Below are 22,033 nucleotides of genomic sequence, written 5' to 3'. Positions count from 1 at the left end.
CCCGGCTGCGAATCCCGGCCATGACCGATAGCCGGCTCTCCGAGCTCATCGAGCGCCTCGACCGCCTGCTGCCGCAGACCCAGTGCGGGCAGTGCGGCTTCGCCGGCTGCCGGCCGTATGCGGAGGCGATGGCGCGCGGCGAGGCCGGGCCGGGCGCTGCCCGCCGGGCGGTGATGCCGGCGCGCGCGCGCTGGCGCACGTGCTTGGCCGGCCCGACGTGGCCGCGGTGCGCTACGACCGCGCCCGCGGCGTGCAGGCGCCGGCGCACGCGGTGCGGATCGTCGAGGCCGACTGCATCGGCTGCACCAAGTGCATCCAGGCCTGCCCGGTGGATGCCATCGTCGGCGGCCCCAAGCACATGCACAGCGTGCTGGAGCCACTGTGCACCGGCTGCGACCTGTGCATTCCCGCCTGCCCGGTGGACTGCATCATCACCGTCGCGCCCGCCTGAAGCGGATCAGACCGCGGCGCCACCGTCGGTCGCCGCGCCTCAATGCGCTGCCTGCGCCTGCGGCGCGCAGGTATCGCAAATGCGCTCCACCGTATAGCCCCTGGCGCGCAGCTGCTCCACCAGCCCGTCCGGCCCCAGCAGGTGCAGCGCGCCCACCACTACCAGGGTATTGTCCCGGTGCGAATCGGCCAGCCGCTTTTCGATCTGCGGCAGCCACGCCTGGTTGCGGTCCACGTCCAGCAGGCGGTAGCTCTGCGGGGTCTTGCGCGCCATCTCGGCGCGCATTTCCACATCGAGTCTGTCCGCATCGCCTGCGCGCCACCCGTCATGAAGCTGCTGCAACTGGCGCGCGGCTTTCTGCGGGTCGGCCAGGAATTCATCCAGCCCCTGCACCTGCTCGGCATACGGCACGCTGTCCATCGCCTGCAGCTGGGCCTCGACGGTCTCCAGCCCGGCTACGGGCTTGCCGGCCTGCGCGGCGCGCTGCATGAGAACACGGTCCAGGCCGAGGTCCGCGCGCAGGCCCAGCGCCTGGGTGATGCCCAAGGTCAGACTGAGATTGACCGCCCACGGCTCGCTGTGTTCCAGCGCCTGCAGACTGCCGCCGCTGGCCGCCACCAGCACGCCCAGTCTGTCCAGCGTCGCCTTGGGCAGCACGGCGCTGAGCGTCTTGCCATCCTCGTAGGCCATGTATTGACGCATCGCCGCCACGGTCCCGGGCGCGGTCATCGCGGCGGGATCGACTTCGAACAGCAGCATGGCGCTGTCGTCGAACGCGCGCTCCACCTCCGCCGGCAGCGGATAGTCATCGGCCTCGAGCAGGTGGAATGCGCCCAGCAGGTACACCGCGCTGTCGGCGTCCGACACCTTCCACAGCAGCGGGCGATAGGCGGGGGCGTCGGCCTGTGCGAACGGAACCAGCAGGACCAGGCACAGCAGCAGGAACAGGCGGTGCAGGCTCATGCGGCAGGGCTCCCGGAAACGGGCCGTTCAACCGGCTTGCGATAGGCCTTCTCGCCGGCTTCCACCCGCAGGTTCAGGCGGTTTTGCGGCGGCGGCAGCGGGCAGGTGGCGAACAGGGTGAACGCGCACGGCGGGTTGTAGGCGCGGTTGAAGTCCAGCAGCACGCGGCCCTGCGCATCCGGCAGCGGCGCGTCCAGGAAGCGGCCGGCGCCATAGCTGCCGTGGCCGCTGGTGCGGTCGGCGAACACCACCAGCAGGGTGCCCTCGCCTTCGGCCAGCGCCTCCAGCCGGTAGCGGGTGCCGTTGCGGGTGAACTCCAGCGCGCCGGGGTTGGGAATGTTCTCGGTGATGCCGATGATATTCACCACCGGCAGCGTCTTGCCCGGCGGATGCGGGATGAAGCGCGCCGGCAGCCGCCACTGCGGGCCGCCGGGCCAATAGTCCAGACCGCTGAAGTGCACACGGCTGGGGGCGTCGGCATGCTTCACCCGCAGCGCCAGCCGGCCGCCGCGCGCGATCACCAGCGCCTGGCCCTTGCCGTCGTCGAAGCCGATGAGGCTGGCGCCTCCGGGATCGGCATCGCTGCGCAGCTCGCCGCCGCGGGCGGGCGTGCCGTCGATGGTCACGTCGGTGTCCGCCACGAAACGCACCTTGCCGGCGCGCACCGTGAACACGCCCAGATGCGCCGGCCCCAGCGCCAGGCGGATGCCGTTGTCGGTGCCGCTGCCGACCCGATGCGCGCCCGGATCCAGCCAGTGCAGCCCGACCAGGCTGGTCCAGCCGTCGGGCTTGGTCAGCCCGGCCTGCCGCTGCTCGTCGCCAGGCCTGCTCGGAGGCCTCGAAGGCGGCCTGGGCTTTCGCCCTGGCGGCCAGCGCCGCCGCGCTCGGGCCGGTATCGCGATTGCAGGCGGCCAGCAGCGCCACCAGCAGCAGGCTCAACGTCCGCGCAGGAACCATTTGTCGATCTCCGCCAGCGAGAAGCGGGTCCAGGTGGGCCGCCCGTGATTGCACTGCCCGGAGCGCTCGGTGGCTTCCATCTCGCGCAGCAGGGCGTTCATCTCGGGAATCGTGAGCTTGCGATGGGCGCGCACCGCACCGTGGCAGGCCATCGTCGCCAGCAGTTCGTCGCGGGTCTCGGCCACGCGGCGGGTGCTGCCGTGCTCGCGCAGGTCGGCCAGCACGTCGCGCAGCAGCGCCTCCACGTCGCCCTGCGCCAGCAGCGCCGGCACGCTGCGCAGCAGCGAGCGACTGCGGGCCGCTGCGCTGCACCTCGAAGCCAAGCTGCGCCAGCATCCCGGCCTCGCGTTCGGCGATGTCCGCCTCGCGCTCGGACACCGCCAGGCTGGCGGGCACCAGCAGCGGCTGCGTGCGCAGGCCTTCGCCATCGTGCGCGGCCTTGAGGCGCTCATAGACGATGCGCTCGTGTGCGGCGTGCATGTCGACCACGATCAGGCCGTCGGCATTCTCGGCCAGGATGTAGATGCCGTGCAGCTGGGCGATGGCGAAGCCGAGCGGCGGCATGCCGTCCGGCGCGGTCTCCGGCATCGCGGCCGCAGGTGCGAATGCCGTCTGCGCAGCCTGGTCACGCGACGCATACAGGGCCGCGTAGGCCGCGGGCGCATCGGCCACGCGCAGGCCGATCGCCTGCTGCTGTGGCGCGAATGCCGGCGCCGCGTATGAGACATGCCCGCCGCCGCCCGCCACCGACGCATGCGCAGGCAGCGCTCCCGGAACCGCTCCGGGCGTGCCCGCGGAGAGCGACGCAGGCGCGGCACCGGCGCGGGTTTCGGCCAGCGCGGCGTGCAGCGTGCGATAGACGAAATCGTGCACCAGGCGGGATTCGCGGAAGCGCACCTCGTGCTTGGCCGGGTGCACGTTGACATCCACCCCGCGCGGATCGAGTTCGAGGAACAGCACGTAGGCCGGGTGGCGGCCGTGGAACAGCACGTCCTGATAGGCCTGCCGCACCGCGTGGGCAACGTTGCGGTCGCGCACGCTACGGCCGTTGACGTAGAGGTACTGCTGGTCGGCGCTGGCACGGTTGTAGGCCGGCTGCGCGATCCAGCCGTGCAGGCGCATGCCGGCACCCGCATGGTCCACGCGTAATGCGTTGCGGGCGAACTCCTCGCCCAGCGCTTCGTGCAGGCGTACGTCGCTGAGCAGGTGGCCTTCACCCTTCCAGCGCCGCGACGGTTTGCCGTTGTGGCTGACCCGGATCTCCACGTCGGGCCGCGCCAGCGCCAGCGTGCGCAGCCAGTCCTCGATGTGCGACAGCTCGGTGCGCTCGGCGCGCAGAAACTTGCGTCGCGCGGGGACGTTGAAGAACAGGTCGCGCACTTCCACCGTGGTGCCGGGCGGATGCGCCTGCGGCACCACCTCGCCCACACGTCCGCCGTCGATGCGCAGCTCGGCGCCGTGGCCGGCATCCGGCCGGCGCGAGACCAGCCGGAAGCGGCTGACCGAGGCGACCGACGGCAGCGCCTCGCCGCGGAAGCCCAGCGTGGCCACCGCTTCCAGATCGTCGATCGAGGCGATCTTGCTGGTGGCGTGGCGGCTGACCGCCAGCGGCAGCTCCTCCGGTGCGATCCCGCCGCCGTCGTCGCGGATGCGGATCAGGCGGATGCCGCCGTCTTCCAGGTCGATGTCGATGCGGCGCGCGCCGGCATCGAGCGCGTTTTCCACCAGCTCTTTCACCACCGAGGCCGGGCGCTCGACGACCTCGCCGGCGGCGATCTGGTTGATGAGGGTGTCGGGAAGCTGGCGGATCGTCATTGGCGGGTACTCACCCGCCCAGTGTAGCCGCTGGCGCTCAGCGGCTGCCGATGCCGCTGCGCGGGACATCCATCGCCTGCGCCGACTGCGCGGCCTGCGCGCGGGCGGCGTACAGCGTGCCCGGCGGCGGCTGGCGCGAGAAATAGGTATCCACGCCGTCCAGGATGGCGCGCGCCAGGGTGCGCTGGAACGCCGGGTCGGTAAGCCGCTTTTCTTCCTCCGGATTGGAGATGAAGGCGGTTTCCACCAGCATCGCCGGCATCTTGTCGGAGGTGCGCAGCACCGCGAAGTTGGCGCGCTCGATGTCCGGCTTGTGGTTGTTGCCGACCCGCTTCAGCCCGCCCAACACATGCTGGGCCGCGTCCTCCGAGGCCTTCATGTTGCCGCTCTGGGTGAGGTCCAGCAGCACCGAGGTCAGGGTACTGTCGGCCACCCGCACGCGCGCGCCGCCGATCACGTCGGCCGCGTTTTCCTTGTCGGCCAGCCAGCGCGCGCGCTGCGAGGACGCGCCGCGGGTGGACAGGATGTACACCGACGATCCGCGCGCACCGCGGTTCTCGGCGGCATCGGCGTGGATCGAGATGAAGATGTCGGCCTTGTTGGCGCTGGCGCGGCGGGCGCGATATTCCAGCGGGATGAACACGTCGCTGTCGCGGGTGAGGTAGGCCTTCAGTCCCGGGGTGGCATTCACCTGGCGCGCCAGCTCGCGCGCGATCGCCAGGGTGACGTCCTTCTCGCGGGTGCCGCCGGGGCCGCGGGCGCCGGGGTCCTGCCCGCCGTGGCCGGCATCGATGGCCACCACCAGCGGGCGCATTCCCGCCTGCAGCGCCGGACGCGGGGGCGGCGGCAATGGCGGGTCGGCCGGCGTCGGAACACTTTCGACCACGGCGGGCGCCGGCGCGGCGAGGGCGGGAGCCGCCGAAGCCGGGCCGGGATTGACGGACGCCGGCAGCGGATGCTGCGCGAAGGCCGCGATCGGATCGCTCGGGGCGGCGCCCGGTGCGGCGCTCGGCGCGCTGCCCGACGGCGCAGCCGGCGCGGGCGCCGAGGCGACGGCCTGCGCCGGGGCGGGGCCATCGCCCGGCCATTCCAGCACCAGCACGGCACCGCTGGCGGCGCCGTCCAGGGTGGTCGGGATCGCCTTCACCTTGCCGGCCAGATCGAACACCACCCGCAGCGTGCCCGGCGCCGGCTGCCCGGTGCGCACGGCCTTCACCATCCCGGCCGCGCCCGGCAGGGTCAGCCCGCGCGCCAGATGGCTGTCGGGGAAGTCCACCGCCAGCCGCTCGGGATTCGACAACGGGATCAGGCGATACTCGCCCATCTTGTCCAGGTGCAGCTCGGCGCGCGTGCCGGTCGGCCCCGACTCGATTCGCAACTGCCTGATTTCAGACGCTTTTACCGGAAGCAGCGCGAGCGCGACCAGACCGATGGCGGCCGCGACGGCTGGCTGGCGCTGGCTCCCCTTCAGGCGCATGGCCCGGAGTGAACCACTTTCCGGTCAGAAGCGCAAGCACTTTTCCCTGAATAATCCAGTACCTGCGAGATTTTCCTCAATCAGGGCACGCAAATATCGATGCAACTTGCAGGCTGACTCATCCGAGCCCCGCCAGATCCAGCCACGCGCGCCCGGTCGGGGTCTGCGCTTCCAGCGTGCAGGCGCGCCCCGCACCCTGCAGCGCCAGGTGGATGTCCAGGTCTGGCGGCGGCAGCGCGCCGCGCCCGCGCTGCGGCCATTCCACCAGCCACAGCCGGGCCGCATCGGGGTCCAGCCCGAGGAACTCCAGCTCGCCCGGATCGCCGATCCGGTACAGGTCCAGATGCAGGGCCAGCGCGCCCTGCGTCAGTGGATATTGCTCGACCAGGGTGTAGGTCGGGCTGCGGATGGTGCCGGTCACGCCCAGCCCGCGCAGCAGCGCGCGCGCGAGGCTGGATTTGCCGGCGCCGAGATCGCCGCGCAGGTAGGCCACGGCGCGCGCGGGCAGCGCCTGCGCCAGGCGCAGGCCAAGGGCCTCGGTGGCGGCGGCATCGGGAAGGAAAAGCCCGGACATCCGCCTATCGTCGCATCGGATTGGCCAGCCGGCGCAGCCACGGCAGCAGGTCGGAGGGCAGCAGGCCGCGCTCGCCGTCCTCGCGCGCGGCGGCATCGCCGGCGGCGGCATGCAGCAGCGCACCGGCCACCGCCGCATCGGGCGCGGTGAAGCCCTGCCCGCGCAGCGCGGCGATCACCCCGGTGAGCAGATCCCCCATGCCGCCGGTGGCCATGCCCGGGTTGCCGGCGCAGATCAGGCGCGGGGCGATGCCTTCGGTCTGTACCAGCGTGCCCGCCCCCTTCAGCACCACCACCGCACCGCAGCGGGCCTGCAGCGCGGCGGCGGCGGCGAAACGGTCGCGCTGGACTTCGGCGGTGGTGGCGCCGAGCAGGCGCGCCGCCTCGCCCGGGTGCGGGGTGATCACGTCGTCGGGACGCAGCATTGCGCCGGATGCCGCCAGCAGCGACAGCGCCTCGGCGTCGAACACGCGCGGTTTGTCGCAGGCCAGCACGCGCTCGAACAGCGCCCGCCCCCCACGCGCTCTGCCCCAGCCCGGGGCCGATGGCCACGACATCCGCGCGCGCCAGCAAGGCATCCAGCTGCGCGACGTCCTCGACCGCGTGCGCCATCGCTTCCGGGCAGCGCGCCAGCAGCGCCGGCACGTGCGCGGCGCGGGTCGCCACGCTGACCAGCCCCGCCCCGCAGCGCAACGCAGCCTGCGCCGCCAGCAGCACCGCGCCGCCGCTGCCGGCCTCGCCGCCAACGCACAGCACGTGGCCGTTGCGGCCCTTGTGGGCATCGCGCGGGCGCAGCGGAAAAAGCCCGCCAGTGCATCGGCGCGGCAGGCCATGGCCGCGGGCGCGATGCCGTCGAACACGGTTACTGGAAGCGCCAGCGTGGCCAGCTCCAGCTCGCCACAGTGATCCAGCGCCGCGCCGGTGCGCAGCCCGCGATGGCGGGCGAGGAACTGCAGCGTGCGCGTGGCGATCACCGCCGGGCCCGGTGCGCTGCCGCGATCGGCCTCCAGCCCGCTGGGCACATCCAGCGCCAGCACCGGCGCCGGATGCGCGTTGATGGCGGCGATCAGCGCCGCCGCCGGCCCGTCCGGCGCGCGCGACAGGCCGATCCCGAACAGCGCATCGACGATCAGGTCGCACTCGCCGAGGGCGTCGTCGATTTCGCCACCGGCCGCCAGATAGTCCGCGCAGGCGCGCCGCGCGAGTGCGCTCGCCGGTTCGGCCAGCCGCAGCACGCGCACCGCGCGCCCGGCCTCGTGGGCGCAACGCGCCAGCACGTAGCCGTCGCCGCCGTTGTTGCCCGGCCCGCATACCACCACGATTCGCCGCACCGCGGGCCAGTGCCGGAGCACGCAGCGCCAGGCGGCCTGCCCGGCGCGCGCCATCAGCGCAAACGCATCGCCGCCACACATCGCGATCCCGCGCGCTTCCAGTGCGCGCAGCGCGGCAGTGTCGAACAGGGGCAGCGGCGCGGGCATGCGCCATTCTAGACCGGCCCGGATGCGGCCGCTTCTATACTTGTGCGGATGACGACGCCCGATCCCGCCGCGCTGGCCGACTGCATCCGCGCGCTGGCGCACGCGGCGGGCTTCCAGCGCGTGGGCATTTCCGGCATCGACCTGCGCGAGGACGAAGCCCACCTGCGCGACTGGCTGGCGCAGGGCCTGTACGGCTCGATGGACTGGATGGCCCGCCACGGTGCCCTGCGCGCGCGTCCGGCGGAATTGCTGCCGGGCACGCTGCGGGTGGTTTCGGTCGGGCTGGACTACGGCCAGGACCCCGACGTGGCCTGGCAGACGCTTCGGGACGGCGAGCGTGCGTATGTGGCCCGCTACGCGCTGGGCCGCGACTACCACAAGCTGCTGCGCAACCGCCTGCAAAAGCTCGCCGAGCAGGTGCAGGCGGAAATCGGCCCGTTCGGCTACCGCGCCTTCACCGATTCCGCGCCGGTGCTGGAACGCGCGCTGGCGCGCAACGCCGGGCTGGGCTGGATCGGCAAGCACACCTGCCTGATCGACAAAGACGGCGGCAGCTGGTTCTTCCTCGGCGAGCTGTTCGTGGACCTGCCGCTGCCGGTGGACCCGCCGGCCAGCGCGCACTGCGGCACCTGCGTGCGCTGCATCGAGATTTGCCCGACCCGCGCGATCACCGCGCCCTACCGGCTGGACGCCCGCCGCTGCATTTCTTACCTGACCATCGAGCACGACGGCCCGATCGACGAGGAACTGCGTCCGCTGATCGGCAACCGCATCTTCGGCTGCGACGACTGCCAGCTGGTATGCCCGTGGAACAAGTTCGCGCGCCGCACCGACGAGCCCGACTTCCGCGCCCGCAACGGGCTGGACCGCGCCACCCTGGCCGAGCTGTTCGCGTGGGAGGAGGACGAGTTCCTGCGCCGCACCGAAGGCAGTGCGATCCGCCGCAGCGGCTACGAACGCTGGCTGCGCAACCTCGCGATCGCGCTGGGCAACGCGCCGACCACGCCGGCCGTGCTGGCCGCGCTGGCCAGCCGTCGCGACCACCCCTCGCCGCTGGTGCGCGAGCACGTGGCCTGGGCGCTGGCCCGGCACGCGGCGCGGCCGTCCCCGTAAAATGCGGGGATGAGCGACCAACTCCCCCGCCCCAGCTTCCACGGCTTCGAACAGATCCCGCTGCGCGAGTACGCCGAGCGCGCCTACCTCGATTACTCGATGTACGTGGTGCTCGACCGCGCCCTGCCGTTCATCGGCGACGGCCTCAAGCCGGTCCAGCGCCGCATCGTGTACGCGATGAGCGAGCTGGGCCTGAATGCTGCCGCCAAGCCCAAGAAATCCGCGCGCACCGTGGGCGACGTGATCGGCAAGTACCACCCGCACGGCGATTCGGCCTGCTACGAGGCGCTGGTGCTGATGGCGCAGCCGTTCTCGTACCGCTACCCACTGATCGACGGCCAGGGCAACTTCGGCTCCAGCGACGACCCGAAGTCGTTCGCGGCGATGCGCTACACCGAATCCAAGCTGTCGCCGATCGCCGAGGTCCTGCTGGGCGAGCTGGGCCAAGGCACGGTGGACTGGACGCCGAACTTCGACGGCACGCTGGAAGAACCCACCTGGCTGCCGGCGCGGCTGCCGCACCTGCTGCTCAACGGCACCACCGGCATTGCCGTGGGCATGGCCACCGACGTGCCGCCGCACAACCTGGGCGAGATCGTCAGCGCCTGCGTGCGGCTGCTGGACGATCCCGACGCCACGGTGCGGGACCTGTGCGAGCACGTGCGCGGCCCTGACTACCCCACCGCCGCCGAGATCATCACCCCCGCCGCGGACCTGCAGGCGATGTACGAAACCGGCAGCGGCTCGATCCGCGCGCGCGGCGTGTACGTGCGCGAGCAGGCCAATATCGTCATCACCGAGCTGCCCTACCAGGTCAGCCCGGGCAAGGTGATCGAGCAGATCGCCCAGCAGATGCGCGCCAAGAAACTGCCGTGGCTGGAGGACATCCGCGACGAGTCCGACCACGCCAATCCCACCCGCATCGTGCTGGTACCGCGCAGCAACCGGGTGGACGCCGAGCAGCTGATGGGCCACCTGTTCGCCACCACCGATCTGGAGAAGAGCTATCGGGTCAATCTCAATGTGATCGGCCTGGACGGGCGCCCGCAGGTGAAGAGCCTGAAGCTGCTGCTGACCGAGTGGCTCGCGTTCCGCCAGGACACCGTCACCCGCCGCCTCAGGCACCGGCTGGACAAGGTCGAGCGCCGCCTGCACCTGCTGGACGGCCTGCTGGTGGCCTTCCTCAACCTCGACGAGGTGATCCGCATCATCCGCAGCGAGGACGCGCCCAAGCCCGTGCTGATGGCGCGCTTCGCGCTGTCCGAAGAGCAGGCCGACTACATCCTCGACACCAAGCTGAGGCAGCTGGCGCGGCTGGAGGAAATGAAGATCCGCGGCGAACAGGACGCGCTCGCCGCCGAACGCAAAACCCTCATCGCCACGCTGGAAAGCAAGGCCAGGCTGAAGAAGCTGATCAAGGACGAGCTGCTGGCCGACGCCAAGACGTTCGGCGACGCCCGCCGCAGCCCGCTGGTGGCGCGCCAGGCCGCGCAGGCGCTGGACGAGACCGAGCTGGTCGCCAGCGAGCCGGTGACCGTGGTGCTGAGCGAGAAGGGCTGGGTGCGCGCGGCCAAGGGCCACGACATCGACGCCGCCGGTCTGTCCTATCGCGAAGGCGACGGCTTGCTGGCGGCGGTGCGCACGCGCAGCAACCAGCAGGTCGCGTTCCTGGACTCCACCGGGCGCAGCTACTCCACCGCCGTGCACACCCTGCCCTCGGCGCGCGGCAATGGCGAACCACTGACCGGCCGCTTCAGCCCACCGCCGGGCGCCAGCTTCCAGGCGCTGGCCAGCGCCGGCAGCGAGGACCGTCTGGTGCTCGCCTCCAGCCACGGCTATGGCTTCGTCACCCGCTTCGAGAGCCTGATCAGCCGGCAGAAGGCGGGCAAGGCGCTGCTGGCGCTGCCCGAGGGCGGGCAGGTGCTACAGCCGGCGCCGGTGGCGGACCCCGCGGCCGACCGCATCGTCGTGGTCACCAGCGCCGGCCATGTGCTGGCGTTCCCGGTGGCGGAACTGCCGGAACTCGACAAGGGCAAGGGCAACAAGCTGATCGAGATCCCCAAGGCCAAGCGCGGCACCGAACAGGTGGTGGCGGTGGCGGTGGTGCCCGCCGGCGGCAAGCTGCTGGTTGCCTCCGGTGCGCGCACCATGACCCTGGCGTTCAAGGACCTGGAGGCCTACCTCGGCGCGCGCGGCAGCCGCGGCGGCCTGCTCCCGCGCGGCTGGCAGAAGGTGGACGCGCTGGTGGTGGAGGCATGAACCCGCAGTTCTGGCACCAGCGCTGGGCCGAACAGCAGATCGGCTTCCACCAGGCCACGCCGACGCCGCTGCTGCTCAAGCACTGGCCGGCGCTGGCGGTGCCGGCAGGGGCGCAGGTGTTCGTACCGCTGTGTGGAAAGTCGCTGGACCTGGCCTGGCTGGCCGGCCTGGGCCACCGCGTGCTGGGCGTGGAGCTGTCGCAGATCGCGGTGGACGCGTTCTTCGCCGAGCATGGGCTGGTACCCGAGGTGGAACGGACCCGCTACGGCCTGCACCACCGCGCCGGCGGCATCGAAATCATCTGTGGCGATGCGTTCGCGCTGGACGCCGGATTGCTGGCGCCGTGCGCGGCGGTATTCGACCGCGCCGCGCTGATCGCACTGCCACCGCCGATGCGCCGGCGCTACGCGGGCGAGCTGTATGCGCGCCTGCCGCAGGGCTGCCGCGGCCTGCTGATCACCCTGGAATATCCGCAGGCCGAACGCGACGGCCCGCCGTTCAGCGTGGAGCTGCCGGAAGTCGAGGCGCTGTATGCCGATGGCTGGCAGCTGCAGCCGCTGGAGCAGCGGCCGATCCCGCCCGGCAGCCCCGGCTTCATCGCCGGCGTCTCGCGCCTGGACACCCACGTGTACCGGCTGGATCGCCGCTGGACCGCACCCGCCGGGATCGGCCGGAATCGTTGACCAGGATCAAGTCGCCCCCGCCCGCGGCTGCCTAAGCTGCGGGCATGCATTCCCAGCACGTCACCTTCGATGCCGATCTGCTGCGCCGCTACGACCGGCCCGGCCCGCGCTATACCTCGTACCCGACCGCGCCGCAGTTCAATACCGACTTCGGCGAAGCGCAGCTGCGCGCGGTGATCCAGGCCAGCAACGAGGAACCGATCCCGCGCCGGCTGTCGCTGTATGTGCACGTGCCGTTCTGCTTCAGCCCCTGCTTCTACTGCGGCTGCAACCGCGTGATCACCCGCGACGCCGCGCGCGGCGAGGCGTATCTGGCGCGGCTGCACCGCGAGATCGCGCTCATCGCGCCGCTGTTCGACCGCGACCGCGAGGTGATCCAGCTGCACTTCGGCGGCGGCACGCCCAACTTCCTGAACCCGCGGCAGCTGGGTGACGTGGTGGATGCCCTGCGCCGCCAGTTCCATTTCGCCGAGGCCGGCGACCGCGACATCTCGATCGAGATCGACCCGCGCTTCTGCGAGCCCGGCTGGCTGCCGGAGTTGGCGAAGATCGGCTTCAACCGCGCCAGCCTGGGCGTGCAGGACTTCGACCCGGCCGTGCAGCAGGCGGTGAACCGGGTGCAGGGCGTGGCCGAGACCCGCGCGGTGATCGAGTCCGCGCGCCGGGCCGGGATGCGGTCGGTCAACATCGACCTGATCTACGGCCTGCCGGCGCAGACCCTGGACGGCTTCGCGCGCACCCTGGACACGGTGATCGCGCTGCAGCCGGACCGGCTCGCGGTGTACAGCTATGCGCATCTGCCGCATCTGTTCAAGCCGCAGAAGCAGATCGACGAGACCCTGCTGCTGGATGGCGAGGCCAAGCTGGCGCTGCTGCAGCTGGCGGTGGAAAAGCTCACCGCCGCCGGCTATGTGTACATCGGCATGGACCACTTCGCGCTGCCCGACGACGAACTGGCGCGCGCGCAGCAGCGCGGCGGGTTGCACCGCAACTTCATGGGCTATACCACCCATGCCGACAGCGACCTGGTGGGTCTGGGGGTGTCGGCCATCAGCCATATCGGCAGCAGCTTCAGCCAGAATCCGCGCGACCTGCCCGGCTGGGAGGCGGCGATCGACGATGGCCGCCTGCCGGTGTTCCGCGGCATGCGCCTGAGCGAGGACGACGAACTGCGCGCCGACCTGATCCAGTCGCTGATGTGCCAGGGCGAAATCCCGATCGCCGCCCTGGAACGCCGCTACGGAATCGATTTCCGCCGCTATTTCGACGCGGACATCGAGCGCCTGCGGCCGCTGATCCACGACGGCCTGGCGCGGGTGCTGCCCGACCGCATCCAGGCCACCGCGCACGGGCGCCTGTTGCTGCGTAATATTGCCATGTGCTTCGACCGCTATCTCACCCAGCCCAACCCCGACGCCCGGCCGCGCTACTCGCGGGCGATCTGACGCGCGCCCTGGCCATGCTGCACACCCATCAGAGGCCGCGATGAGCAGCCTGCCGTTTCCGCGCCTGACTCCGCAGGTGCTGTCCGACGACGGCGACGAACTGCAATTCTGCTCGACCTGCGCGTTCTCGCACGCCTGCCTGTCTCAGGGCATGGACAAGAGCGCGCTCAAGGAACTGCACGTGCTGGTCGAGCATGTCGGCCCGTTCCATGCCGGCGAGGTGCTGTTCCGCGAGGGCGATCCGTTCGACGCGATCGCCGCGGTGCGCGCCGGCTGCGTCAAGACCTGCGTCACCGACCGCGACGGCCGCGAGCACGTGCTGGGCTTCCATTTCCCGGGCGAGGTGATCGGCCTGAACGCGATCGATGGCCACCGCTATCCGTGCGACGCGATCGCGCTGGACACGGTGATGCTGTGCCGGTTCTCGTTCCCGAAGATGTCCCTGCTGGCGGCCAGGGTGCCCGGTCTGCAGCGCGAACTGTTCCGGCTGCTCAGCCGCGACATCGGCCGCGCCGCCCTGCTCGCCGGCGACTGGAGCGCCGACCAGCGGATGGCCGCGTTCCTGGTGGGGATGGCACGCCGGCTCGCCGCGCGCGGCTTCTCCGCGACCCGCTTCCAGCTGACGATGGCGCGCACCGACATCGCCAACTACCTGCGGCTGGCCCCGGAGACGGTGAGCCGGGTGCTGCGCCGGATGCAGGACGAGGGCCTGCTGGCGGTGGACCGGCGCGAGGTGGAACTGCTGGACCCGCATCGGCTGGAAGCGCTGGCGGCGCCGATCCTGCGCGACTGAGTGCGCGCCGCGGCGCGCAGATGACCTGCGGTTGACCCATGTCATGGAGCGGCGGCCGCGGCCGTTCGAGCATGGCCGCGATCATCCCACCGCAGGAGAGTCGCAATGTCCGTCACCAAAAGGCTGTGAGCTGGGGCTTGGCGCGCTGCTGGCCACCAGCTTCGCCGTCATGCTGTGGCTGGGCGTGGACCTGTTCCACACCGCCCCGCCCATTCCCGACCGTGTGATCACCACCAGCGGCCAGACGCTGTACACCCGGGCCGACATCGAGCGCGGCCGCCAGGTCTGGCAGAGCATCGGCGGCCAGCAGCTCGGCTCGATCTGGGGCCACGGCGCGCTGGTCGCGCCCGACTGGTCGGCCGACTGGCGCACCGCGAAACCGAGGCCATGCTGGAACTGCAGGCGCGCGCCGACACCGGGCAGTCATACGCCAGCCTGGATCCGGGCGAGCAGGCCAGGGCGCAGGCCACGGTCAAACCGCTGATGCGCGCCAACACCTACGACCCCGGCAAGAACGACATCGTGGTCAGCGACCAGCGCGCACGCGCGATCAGCGCGGTCGCCGCGCACTATGAAAGCCTGTTCTCGAATGATCCGGCCACCCATTCCCTGCGCGTGGATTACGCCATGCGCGAGAACACGATCCCGGATGCGGCGGACCGCCGCGCGCTGACCGCATTCTTCTTCTGGAGCGCGTGGGCCGCCGGCACCAACCGCCCCGGCGAAACCCACCGCACCTACACCAACAACTGGCCGTACGAGCCGCTGACCGGCAACACGCCGACCTCGGACACCTTCATCTGGTCGGTATTCTCGCTGCTGTTTTTGATCGGCGGCATCGGCCTGCTGGCCTGGCACTACGCCGGCTGGCACAGCAAGGAACAGGCGCCAGTCCCGCCGCCGCAGGACCCGTTGAAAGGACTGACCATCACGCCCTCGATGCGCGCCACGGCGAAATATTTCTGGGTCGTCGTCGCGCTGTTTCTGGTGCAGATCCTGCTGGGCGCGACCACCGCGCACTACCAGGTGGAAGGCCAGCAGGCCTATGGGTTCCAGATCGCCAACGTCCTGCCTTACGCCCTGACCCGCAGCTGGCATACCCAGCTGGCGGTGCTGTGGATCGCCACCGCCTGGCTGGCCACCGGCCTGTACATAGCCCCCGCGGTGTCGGGGCATGAGCCGAAGTACCAGCGCCTTGGCGTGAACTTCCTGTTCGTCTGCCTGCTGATCATCGTGGTCGGGGCGTTCGCCGGGCAGTGGTTCGCGGTGATGCAGAAGCTGGGCCTGAAGTACAACTTCTGGTTCGGCCACCAGGGCTGGGAATACGTGGATATCGGCCGTTTCTGGCAGGCCTTCCTGTTCATCGGCCTGCTGCTGTGGCTGGTGCTGGTGGGGCGCGCACTGTGGCCGGCGCTGAAACGCAAGGACGAGATGGGCTCGATCGTCGGCCTGCTGTTCCTGTCCACCGTCGCCATCGCCCTGTTCTACGGCGCCGGCCTGATGTGGGGCGAACACAGCCACATCTCGGTGGTCGAATACTGGCGCTGGTGGGTGGTGCACCTGTGGGTGGAAGGCTTCTTCGAGGTGTTCGCGGTGGCGGTGATCAGCTTCCTGTTCGTGAAGCTGGGCCTGATCCGCGGCAGCTCGGCTACCGTCAACGTGCTGTTCGCGACCATCGTGTACATGGCCGGCGGCGTGCTGGGCATGTTCCACCACCTGTATTTCGCCGGCACCACCACCGCCGCGGTCGCGCTGGGCGCCAGCTTCTCGGCGCTGGAAGTGGTCCCGCTGGCGCTGATCGGGCTGGAGGCCTACGAGACCTGGAGCCACAGCCGCGCGACCCCGTGGATGGCCCGCTACAAGTGGCCGATCATGTTCTTCCTGGCAGTGAGCTTCTGGAACCTGGTCGGCGCCGGGCTGTTCGGGTTCCTGATCAACACCCCGATCGCGCTGTACTACATGCAGGGCCTGAACCTGACTCCGCTGCACGGGCATACCGCGCTGTTCGGCGTGTACGGGATGCTGGGGATCGGGCTGATGCTGTTCTGCGTGCGTGGGCTGCGCCCGCAGGTGCAGTGGCCAGAAGGCCTGCTGCGCGCGGCGTTCTGGTGCTTCAACATCGGGCTTGGCCTGATGGCGCTGCTGACCCTGCTGCCGATGGGGGTCCTGCAGCTCAATGCCGCACTCGAACACGGCTACTGGTTCGCGCGTTCGGCCGAGTTCATGACCCGGCCCATCATCCACATGCTGGTGTGGATGCGCATGCCGGGCGATCTGGTCTTCGCCAGCGGCGCGCTGCTGCTGGGCCTGTTCATCGCGCGCCTGTGGCGGAAGCCGCAGCCGGCACGGGATTGACCGGCACCGGATGGCGCCGAAGCGGGGCGGCGGACAGCCGCCCCGCTTCGTTTCCGGAACCCGCGCCGGGCGTCAGCCCGCGCGCTGCAGGCGCCAGGCGCGGTGGATGCGCGGATTGCGCGCGAAGTCCGGGGGGATGGTGGCGGCGCTGATGTCCTCCACCTGCGCGAAGCCGGCCAGCGCCGCCTCGTCCAGCCGGAAGCGGCGGAAATTGTTGCTGAAGTACAGCACGCCACCCGGCGCCAGCCGCGCCACCGCGGCGCGCAGCAGGCGCACATGGTCGCGCTGCACGTCGAAATCGTCGGCGCGCTTGGAATTGGAGAAGGTCGGCGGGTCGCAGAAGATCACGTCGTACTCGCCGGTATCGGCCTGCAGCCACTTCAGCGCGTCGGCCTGCGCGATGCGGTGGCGGGTGCCGCCAATGCCGTTGCCGCGCAGGTTGTCGGCCAGCCATTCCAGATAGGTGGCCGACAGATCCACGCTGGTGGTCAGCAAGGCGCCCTGCACCGCGGCCTGCACGGTGGCCGCGCCGGTATAGCAGAACAGGTTGAGGAAACGCTTGCCGCGCGCCTCCTGCGCCATCCGCGCCCGCAGCGGGCGATGGTCGAGGAACAGGCCGGTGTCGAGGTAATCGAACAGGTTGACCTGCAGCCTGGCCGCGCCTTCCTCCACCGTGAGGAACTGCCCGCGGTGATCGAAGCGACCGTACTTGCTGCCGCCCTTACCGGTGCGGCGGGCCTTCACCGCCACCCGCTCGCGCGGCACGCCGAACACCTCGCACACCGCCAGCAGCAGATCGCTCAGGCGCCTGCGGGTGGTGGCCTCGGGAATCTCCGGTGGCGCGGCGTACTCCTGCACGTGCAGCCAGGTCGCGCCGTCCACCGTGGTGTACACGTCCACTGCGCAGGCGTATTCGGGGATGTCCGCGTCGTAGGCGCGGAAACAGGAAACCTGCTCCTGCTGGCGCCAGTGCGCCAGCCGGTCGAGGTTCTTGCGCAGGCGGTTGGCCACCATCCGGGCGCCTTCCGGCAGCGCGCGCTTCTCCCCGCCCTCGCGCGGCGGCGGGGCGATGGGATCGACCGCGATCAGGCTGCATTCGATGGCGCCGTTGAACAGCTGGTAGCGCTTTTTCGCGCGCAGCCCGGTGGCGTGGGCCAGTTCGCCGTCGCCGCACAACAGCGCCGCGCGCCACTGCGGGGCCACGCGCCTGAGCGCATCGCCCAATGCGCGGTACAGCGCGGGGTCGGCCGCCAGGCGCGCGTCGTAGGGCGGATTGCAGACCACCACACCGCGCGGGTTCTGCATTGGCGGGAGATCGGTGATGTCGCGCACGGACCAGCCGATGGCGTCCGCGACGCCCGCCGCCTGCGCGTTCTCGCGGGCGGCGTGGATGGCATGCGGATCCACGTCGCTGCCGTGGATGCAGGGCCGCAGCGCCGCGCGCCCGCGCGCCGCGCGGGCGATGGCTTCCGCCCGCAGGCTTGCCCATGCGCCATCGTCGAACCCGATCCAGCGGGTCGGCGGCGCATCGCCATGACGGCCCAACCCCGGCGCCACGTCGGCCGCCATCAGCGCGCCCTCGATCAGCAACGTGCCGCTGCCGCACATCGGGTCGAGCAGGTCGCCGCCCCCGGCATAGGCCTGCGGCCAGCCGCCGCGCAGCAGCACCGCGGCCGCCACGGTTTCCTTCAGCGGCGCCGCGCCCTGCACGCGCCGCCAGCCGCGCCGGTGCATGGGCCCGCCGGAGAGGTCGATGGACAGCGTGGCGCGGCCCTTGCGCACGACCAAATGGATGCGCACATCCGGCGTTTCGACATCGACATTCGGACGCTGCCCAGTATTGGCACGCAGGGTATCGACAATCGCGTCCTTCACCCGCTGCGCGGCGTAGCGCGCATGGGTGAGGGCACTGCCGGAGACGTGCGCGTCGATGGCGAACGTGTGACTGGGCGAGAGATGGGCGGTCCAGTCCACCGCGGCCGCGCCAGCGTAGAGCGCGTGCTCGTCGGCGCACTCGAACTCGGCGATCGGCCACAGGATGCGGCTGGCCAGGCGCGACCACAGCACCGCGCGCTGGGCATCCAGCAGCGTGCCTTCCACGTTGGCGCCGGCCAGCGTGGCGGTGGCGCGCGCGCAGCCGAGGGCGACCAGCTCGTCGGCCAGCAGGTATTCCAGGCCCTTGCCGCAGGAAGCGAAGAACCTCATGGCGTCACAGCGACGCCAGCAGCGCGGCGAACGCCTCGGCGCTGGCCTGCACGTGGCCGGACAGGCGGTGCGCATCATCGACCAGCAGCAGGCGCGCGCGCCGCGCCGCGGCCCAGTCCACCACCTGCAGCGCCGGAATCAGCTCGTCGCACCAGCCGTGCAGGATGGAGACCGGCACCTCCGCCGCCGGCATCGGCGGCGCCCCCTCCATCACCACCGGCGGCGCCATCAGGAACAGCCCGGCCACCGGCACCTCGAGCGACACGTGGCCGCTGATGTAGGCCCCCAGGCTGGAGCCGGCCAGCACCAGCGGGCCGCGCGCGGCGGCCGCCCGCGCCAGCCCGAGCAGGCGGGCGATGCGCGCGGGCACGTCGCCCAGCGGGGTCACCTCGCGGCGGGCGTCGAGGTCGGTGTAATCGGGGCGCTCGTGGGTCCAGCCCAGGCGCTCGGCGACCTCGGCCAGCGCGGTCACCTTGGTCGCATCGGGACCGCTTTCGAAGCCGTGCGACAGGATGCAATGTCCTTTCATGCGCGAATGCTAGCATCGGCGCATGCCCGCCCCCGCGATCCATCCGCATCCCCTGCCCTATGTCGGCCTGCTGGAACAGCGCGCGCTGGAGGCGGTGGACACCGTGGTCATCCACTGCACCGAGCTGCCCGACCTCGCGACCGCGCGCGCCTACGGCGAGCGCGTGCTGTACGCCTCCGGCACCGGCAACAGCGGCCACTACTACATCGACCGCGACGGCCGCCTCGAGGAATACGTCCCGCCCGCGCGCATCGCCCACCACACCCGCGGCTGGAATGCGCGTAGCGTGGGCATCGAGCTGGTCAACACCGGGCGCTTTCCCGACTGGCGGACTCGCGCCGGCAGGCGATGGACGAGCCCTACACCACCGCCCAGGTCGAGGCGCTGATCGCCCTGCTGCACTGGCTGCGCGGGCAGCTGCCGCAACTGGCGCAGATCGCCGGGCACGAGGATCTCGACCACGAAACCGTCCCCGCCAGCGACGATCCGGCCCTGCGCGTGCGCCGCAAGCGCGATCCCGGCCCGCTATTCCCCTGGCCGCGGGTGCTGGCCGCCGTTCCCCTGACCCGCCTATGCGCCGAGGCGGCGCAAGGTCCGCCCGTATAATTCGCGCCATGACTTCCCCCGTCTCCGAACTGATCGAGCTCCTTTCGCTGGAACGCCTGGAGGATGACCTGTTCCGCGGCCAGAGCCGCGACATCGGCACCAAATACGTGTTCGGTGGCCAGGTGCTGGGGCAGGCGCTGTCGGCCGCGCAGGCCACCCTCACCCAGCCGCGCGCGGCGCATTCGCTGCACGCCTATTTCCTGCGCGCCGGCGACATCGAGGCGCCGATCGTCTATCACGTCGATCGCACCCGCGACGGCGGCAGCTTCTCGGTGCGCCGGGTCACCGCCATCCAGCACGGCAAGGTGATCTTCTTCTGCGCCGCCTCGTTCCAGGACGCCGAGCCGGGCGTGGAGCACCAGCTGTCGATGCCGGAGGTACCCAAGCCAGAGGATCTGGAGCCGGCGCCCGCGATCCCGCCCGAGAAGCTTGCCCTGCTTCCGATCAAGGTGCAGCGCTGGCTGGACCGCGCCGGCCCGTTCGAATTCCGCCACGTGTATCCGCGCGACGAGCTGAACCCGCCCAAGCGCCCGCCGTTCCAGCAGGTCTGGTTCCGCCTGACCGAAACGGTGGGCGACGCGCCGGAGCTGCACCGCGCGCTGCTGGCCTACGCCAGCGACTTCCATCTGCTGGGCACCGCCACCTTTCCGCACGGCATCAGCTACTACCAGCCGAACGTGCAGATGGCCTCGCTGGACCACGCGCTGTGGTTCCACCGCCCCTTCCGCGCCGACGAATGGCTGCTGTACTCGATCGACAGCCCCAGCGCGCAGGGCGCGCGCGGGCTGGCGCGCGGCCAGATCTTCGACCGCAGCGGGCGGCTGGTGGCGAGCACGGCGCAGGAAGGCATGATCCGGGTACTGCCGGACAAGGCCGCGCCGTGAGGAAGGTGTTTTCAAGCCAGCGCCTCGAGAACGTGGAGGCGGTGGCGCAGCTGCTGCGCGAGGCCGGGATCGAGGTCAAGATCGAGCACGGCCGCAGCTACCGCGGCTACCGGCGCGGCAATTTCAGCTATGACGCCCGCAAGGCGCCGAAGGACATCCCCGCGGTCTGGATCGTGCGCGCCGAGGACCAGCCGCGCGGGCGCCAGCTCCTGCGCGAACTCGGCCTGCTGGAAAGCGCGCGCGAGGAGCTGCCGAGCTACCTGCCCGCGGCTAGCCGTGGCGACGAACCCGGCAAGGCCCGCCCGGCGTTCGGCAAGCGCCTGAAACTGGGCCTGCTGGCGCTGATCGCGGTGGTGATCGGGCTGGCGGCGCTGCATACGCACAGGCCGCCGCAAACGGCGGCCCCGGCGGCAGCCGCCACGGCCGCCACCCGCCCGGCCCCGCCGCCGCTGGAAGCGATCACGGACGTGCAGGTGTTCCGCATCGACGTGCCCACCGCGCTCGCCGCGCACCTCACCGAACGGGTGCTGCAGCAGCACAAACCGGCGCTGGCCTGCCTGACGGTGGACGGGAGCGATCCGAAACCGGCGGTGCTGGAGGCGATGGCCGTGCCGCCGCGCACCCGCGTGCTGGCCGCCTCGGCCTGCACCGGCAAGGACGGGCTTGCGATCGCGGTGCACGACTACATGACCGACGGCAGCGGCAGCGGCGAGGTCAGCCTCGACGTGGCCGGGCAACCGGCGCAGGTGCTCGCGGTGGAACGCACCGGCACCCGCTGGAACATCCTCGGGAAGGCGCAGGGCGCGCGCTAGCCGGGCCCGCCAGCGCGCGCCCGCACCGGGCGATGGCGCTATCGCCCCGTCACTTCTTCACCGGCGGTGCCGGCGGCTGCGGCGCGGCCGGCGGCATCGGCGGGCGGTGCATGCCGCCGTGCATCGGCCGGCAGACCTCGCCCATCTTCGCGAACTCCTCGCGGCTCAACTGGCCATCCTTGTTGGCGTCGGCCTTGTCGAAGCACTCGGCGCGCATCTTCTCCATCTTTTCCTTCCATTGCGGGTCCATCGCGCGGCCGTCACCCGGGCCCTTCGAACCCTCCGCGCCGCGGCCGCGCCAGGCCGGCAACTCGTCCGCACTCAGCTTGCCGTCCTTGTTCTTGTCGAGCGCATCGAACCTGGCCGCCAGGCGCGGGTACTTGGCCGCTTCCTCGCGGGTGATCACGCCGTCGCCATTGGCGTCGGCCTTCATCATCGGCGAGGCGGGCGGCGGCGGCGCGCTCTGCGCCAGGGCCAGGCCGGATACGGCGGTCGTGGCCAGGGCCAGGACCAGCAGCTGCAACCTTTTCATCGTGTCTCCTCCACCCGGCACCAGTTCCGGGGTGCTGGTGGAAACGCCCCGCGCGCGCCGCGGTTGACCGCACATCCCTGCGCGCGGCTGAACGTCGGCGCTA

At 71.2% G+C, this 22,033-nt stretch carries 17 protein-coding genes and 5 pseudogenes; 11 read left to right on the top strand and 11 right to left on the bottom strand.

Annotated features, from left to right (window positions below):
* Nucleotides 1–20 precede the first annotated feature (20 nt).
* Nucleotides 21–451, top strand: a pseudogene (rnfB, locus tag LJB71_RS05660) (Rnf electron transport complex subunit RnfB).
* Between the two features lie 39 nt (nucleotides 452–490).
* Here the strand turns inward: rnfB and LJB71_RS05655 are convergent.
* The 8 genes and pseudogenes from LJB71_RS05655 to LJB71_RS05620 all read right to left on the bottom strand — a co-directional run.
* Nucleotides 491–1,414 (bottom strand): TraB/GumN family protein, encoded by a 924-nt coding sequence (locus tag LJB71_RS05655; protein WP_259303418.1) that lies wholly within the window; start codon nucleotides 1,412–1,414, stop codon nucleotides 491–493.
* A complete protein-coding gene (locus tag LJB71_RS05650) occupies nucleotides 1,411–2,088 on the bottom strand; it encodes a DUF1684 domain-containing protein (RefSeq protein WP_259303417.1) in 678 nt (225 codons plus the stop codon). The genes LJB71_RS05655 and LJB71_RS05650 overlap by 4 nt, the downstream gene beginning before the upstream one ends.
* Before the next feature lie 261 nt (nucleotides 2,089–2,349).
* A pseudogene (gene mutL / locus LJB71_RS05645) lies at nucleotides 2,350–4,186 on the bottom strand (DNA mismatch repair endonuclease MutL).
* Nucleotides 4,187–4,223: 37 nt separating this feature from the next.
* A complete protein-coding gene (locus LJB71_RS05640; RefSeq protein ID WP_259303416.1) occupies nucleotides 4,224–5,663 on the bottom strand; it encodes an N-acetylmuramoyl-L-alanine amidase in 1,440 nt (479 codons plus the stop codon).
* A 118-nt stretch (nucleotides 5,664–5,781) separates the two neighbouring features.
* On the bottom strand, nucleotides 5,782–6,237 hold the full coding sequence (tsaE, locus tag LJB71_RS05635) for a tRNA (adenosine(37)-N6)-threonylcarbamoyltransferase complex ATPase subunit type 1 TsaE (protein WP_259303415.1): 456 nt from the start codon (nucleotides 6,235–6,237) through the stop codon (nucleotides 5,782–5,784).
* Between the two features lie 4 nt (nucleotides 6,238–6,241).
* Nucleotides 6,242–6,793, bottom strand: a complete 552-nt coding sequence (locus LJB71_RS05630) for an NAD(P)H-hydrate dehydratase (RefSeq protein ID WP_259304744.1) — start codon at nucleotides 6,791–6,793, stop codon at nucleotides 6,242–6,244.
* A gap of 43 nt (nucleotides 6,794–6,836) precedes the next feature.
* A pseudogene (locus LJB71_RS05625) lies at nucleotides 6,837–6,953 on the bottom strand (NAD(P)H-hydrate dehydratase); the annotation flags it as partial.
* A 161-nt stretch (nucleotides 6,954–7,114) separates the two neighbouring features.
* A pseudogene (locus LJB71_RS05620) lies at nucleotides 7,115–7,648 on the bottom strand (NAD(P)H-hydrate epimerase); the annotation flags it as partial.
* 114 nt (nucleotides 7,649–7,762) lie between these two features.
* On the opposite strand from LJB71_RS05620, the gene queG reads away from it, so the two are divergent.
* Genes queG through LJB71_RS05590 form a run of 7 tightly spaced genes read left to right on the top strand, consistent with a single transcriptional unit; the run spans nucleotide 7,763 to nucleotide 16,362 of the window.
* Nucleotides 7,763–8,827 carry a tRNA epoxyqueuosine(34) reductase QueG gene (gene queG / locus LJB71_RS05615; RefSeq protein WP_259303414.1) on the top strand — a complete coding sequence of 355 codons (1,065 nt, stop codon included), beginning with the start codon at nucleotides 7,763–7,765 and terminating at the stop codon, nucleotides 8,825–8,827.
* Nucleotides 8,828–8,836: 9 nt separating this feature from the next.
* Complete coding sequence (gene parC, locus LJB71_RS05610) at nucleotides 8,837–11,086, top strand: DNA topoisomerase IV subunit A (protein WP_259303413.1); 2,250 nt, start codon at nucleotides 8,837–8,839, stop codon at nucleotides 11,084–11,086.
* The gene (locus LJB71_RS05605) at nucleotides 11,083–11,769 is read left to right on the top strand and encodes a thiopurine S-methyltransferase (RefSeq protein ID WP_259303412.1); all 687 of its coding nucleotides are present in this window, start codon (nucleotides 11,083–11,085) and stop codon (nucleotides 11,767–11,769) included. Before parC ends, LJB71_RS05605 begins: the two co-directional genes overlap by 4 nt.
* Nucleotides 11,770–11,813: 44 nt before the next feature.
* Nucleotides 11,814–13,214 carry an oxygen-independent coproporphyrinogen III oxidase gene (gene hemN / locus LJB71_RS05600; RefSeq protein ID WP_259303411.1) on the top strand — a complete coding sequence of 467 codons (1,401 nt, stop codon included), beginning with the start codon at nucleotides 11,814–11,816 and terminating at the stop codon, nucleotides 13,212–13,214.
* Between the two features lie 40 nt (nucleotides 13,215–13,254).
* Complete coding sequence (locus tag LJB71_RS05595; protein ID WP_259303410.1) at nucleotides 13,255–14,007, top strand: helix-turn-helix domain-containing protein; 753 nt, start codon at nucleotides 13,255–13,257, stop codon at nucleotides 14,005–14,007.
* A 31-nt stretch (nucleotides 14,008–14,038) separates the two neighbouring features.
* Nucleotides 14,039–14,491 carry a hypothetical protein gene (locus tag LJB71_RS14535; RefSeq protein ID WP_310649391.1) on the top strand — a complete coding sequence of 151 codons (453 nt, stop codon included), beginning with the start codon at nucleotides 14,039–14,041 and terminating at the stop codon, nucleotides 14,489–14,491.
* Entirely contained in the window at nucleotides 14,395–16,362 is a 1,968-nt protein-coding gene (locus LJB71_RS05590; RefSeq protein WP_310649390.1) for a nitric-oxide reductase large subunit, read from the top strand. The genes LJB71_RS14535 and LJB71_RS05590 overlap by 97 nt, the downstream gene beginning before the upstream one ends.
* Before the next feature lie 72 nt (nucleotides 16,363–16,434).
* Here LJB71_RS05590 and rlmKL read toward each other — a convergent pair whose 3' ends face one another.
* On the bottom strand, nucleotides 16,435–18,567 hold the full coding sequence (gene rlmKL, locus LJB71_RS05585) for a bifunctional 23S rRNA (guanine(2069)-N(7))-methyltransferase RlmK/23S rRNA (guanine(2445)-N(2))-methyltransferase RlmL (protein ID WP_259303409.1): 2,133 nt from the start codon (nucleotides 18,565–18,567) through the stop codon (nucleotides 16,435–16,437).
* Between the two features lie 4 nt (nucleotides 18,568–18,571).
* Nucleotides 18,572–19,096: a hypothetical protein gene (locus LJB71_RS05580; RefSeq protein WP_259303408.1), complete on the bottom strand. Its 525-nt coding sequence runs from the start codon at nucleotides 19,094–19,096 to the stop codon at nucleotides 18,572–18,574.
* Between the two features lie 22 nt (nucleotides 19,097–19,118).
* Between LJB71_RS05580 and LJB71_RS05575 the strand changes: the two are divergent.
* From LJB71_RS05575 to LJB71_RS05565, 3 genes and pseudogenes are all read left to right on the top strand, one after another.
* Nucleotides 19,119–19,702, top strand: a pseudogene (locus LJB71_RS05575) (N-acetylmuramoyl-L-alanine amidase).
* An 8-nt stretch (nucleotides 19,703–19,710) separates the two neighbouring features.
* A complete protein-coding gene (tesB, locus tag LJB71_RS05570) occupies nucleotides 19,711–20,586 on the top strand; it encodes an acyl-CoA thioesterase II (protein WP_259303407.1) in 876 nt (291 codons plus the stop codon).
* Complete coding sequence (locus tag LJB71_RS05565; RefSeq protein WP_259303406.1) at nucleotides 20,583–21,398, top strand: hypothetical protein; 816 nt, start codon at nucleotides 20,583–20,585, stop codon at nucleotides 21,396–21,398. Before tesB ends, LJB71_RS05565 begins: the two co-directional genes overlap by 4 nt.
* Before the next feature lie 49 nt (nucleotides 21,399–21,447).
* Here LJB71_RS05565 and LJB71_RS05560 read toward each other — a convergent pair whose 3' ends face one another.
* Nucleotides 21,448–21,930: an EF-hand domain-containing protein gene (locus LJB71_RS05560; protein ID WP_259303405.1), complete on the bottom strand. Its 483-nt coding sequence runs from the start codon at nucleotides 21,928–21,930 to the stop codon at nucleotides 21,448–21,450.
* Nucleotides 21,931–22,033 lie beyond the last annotated feature (103 nt).

It is taken from the genome of Thermomonas sp. S9 (assembly GCF_024704365.1).
GTDB lineage: Bacteria > Pseudomonadota > Gammaproteobacteria > Xanthomonadales > Xanthomonadaceae > Thermomonas.
The sequence above is the reverse complement of the archived record's forward strand: the minus strand, read 5'-3'. Positions and strand labels throughout refer to the sequence as shown.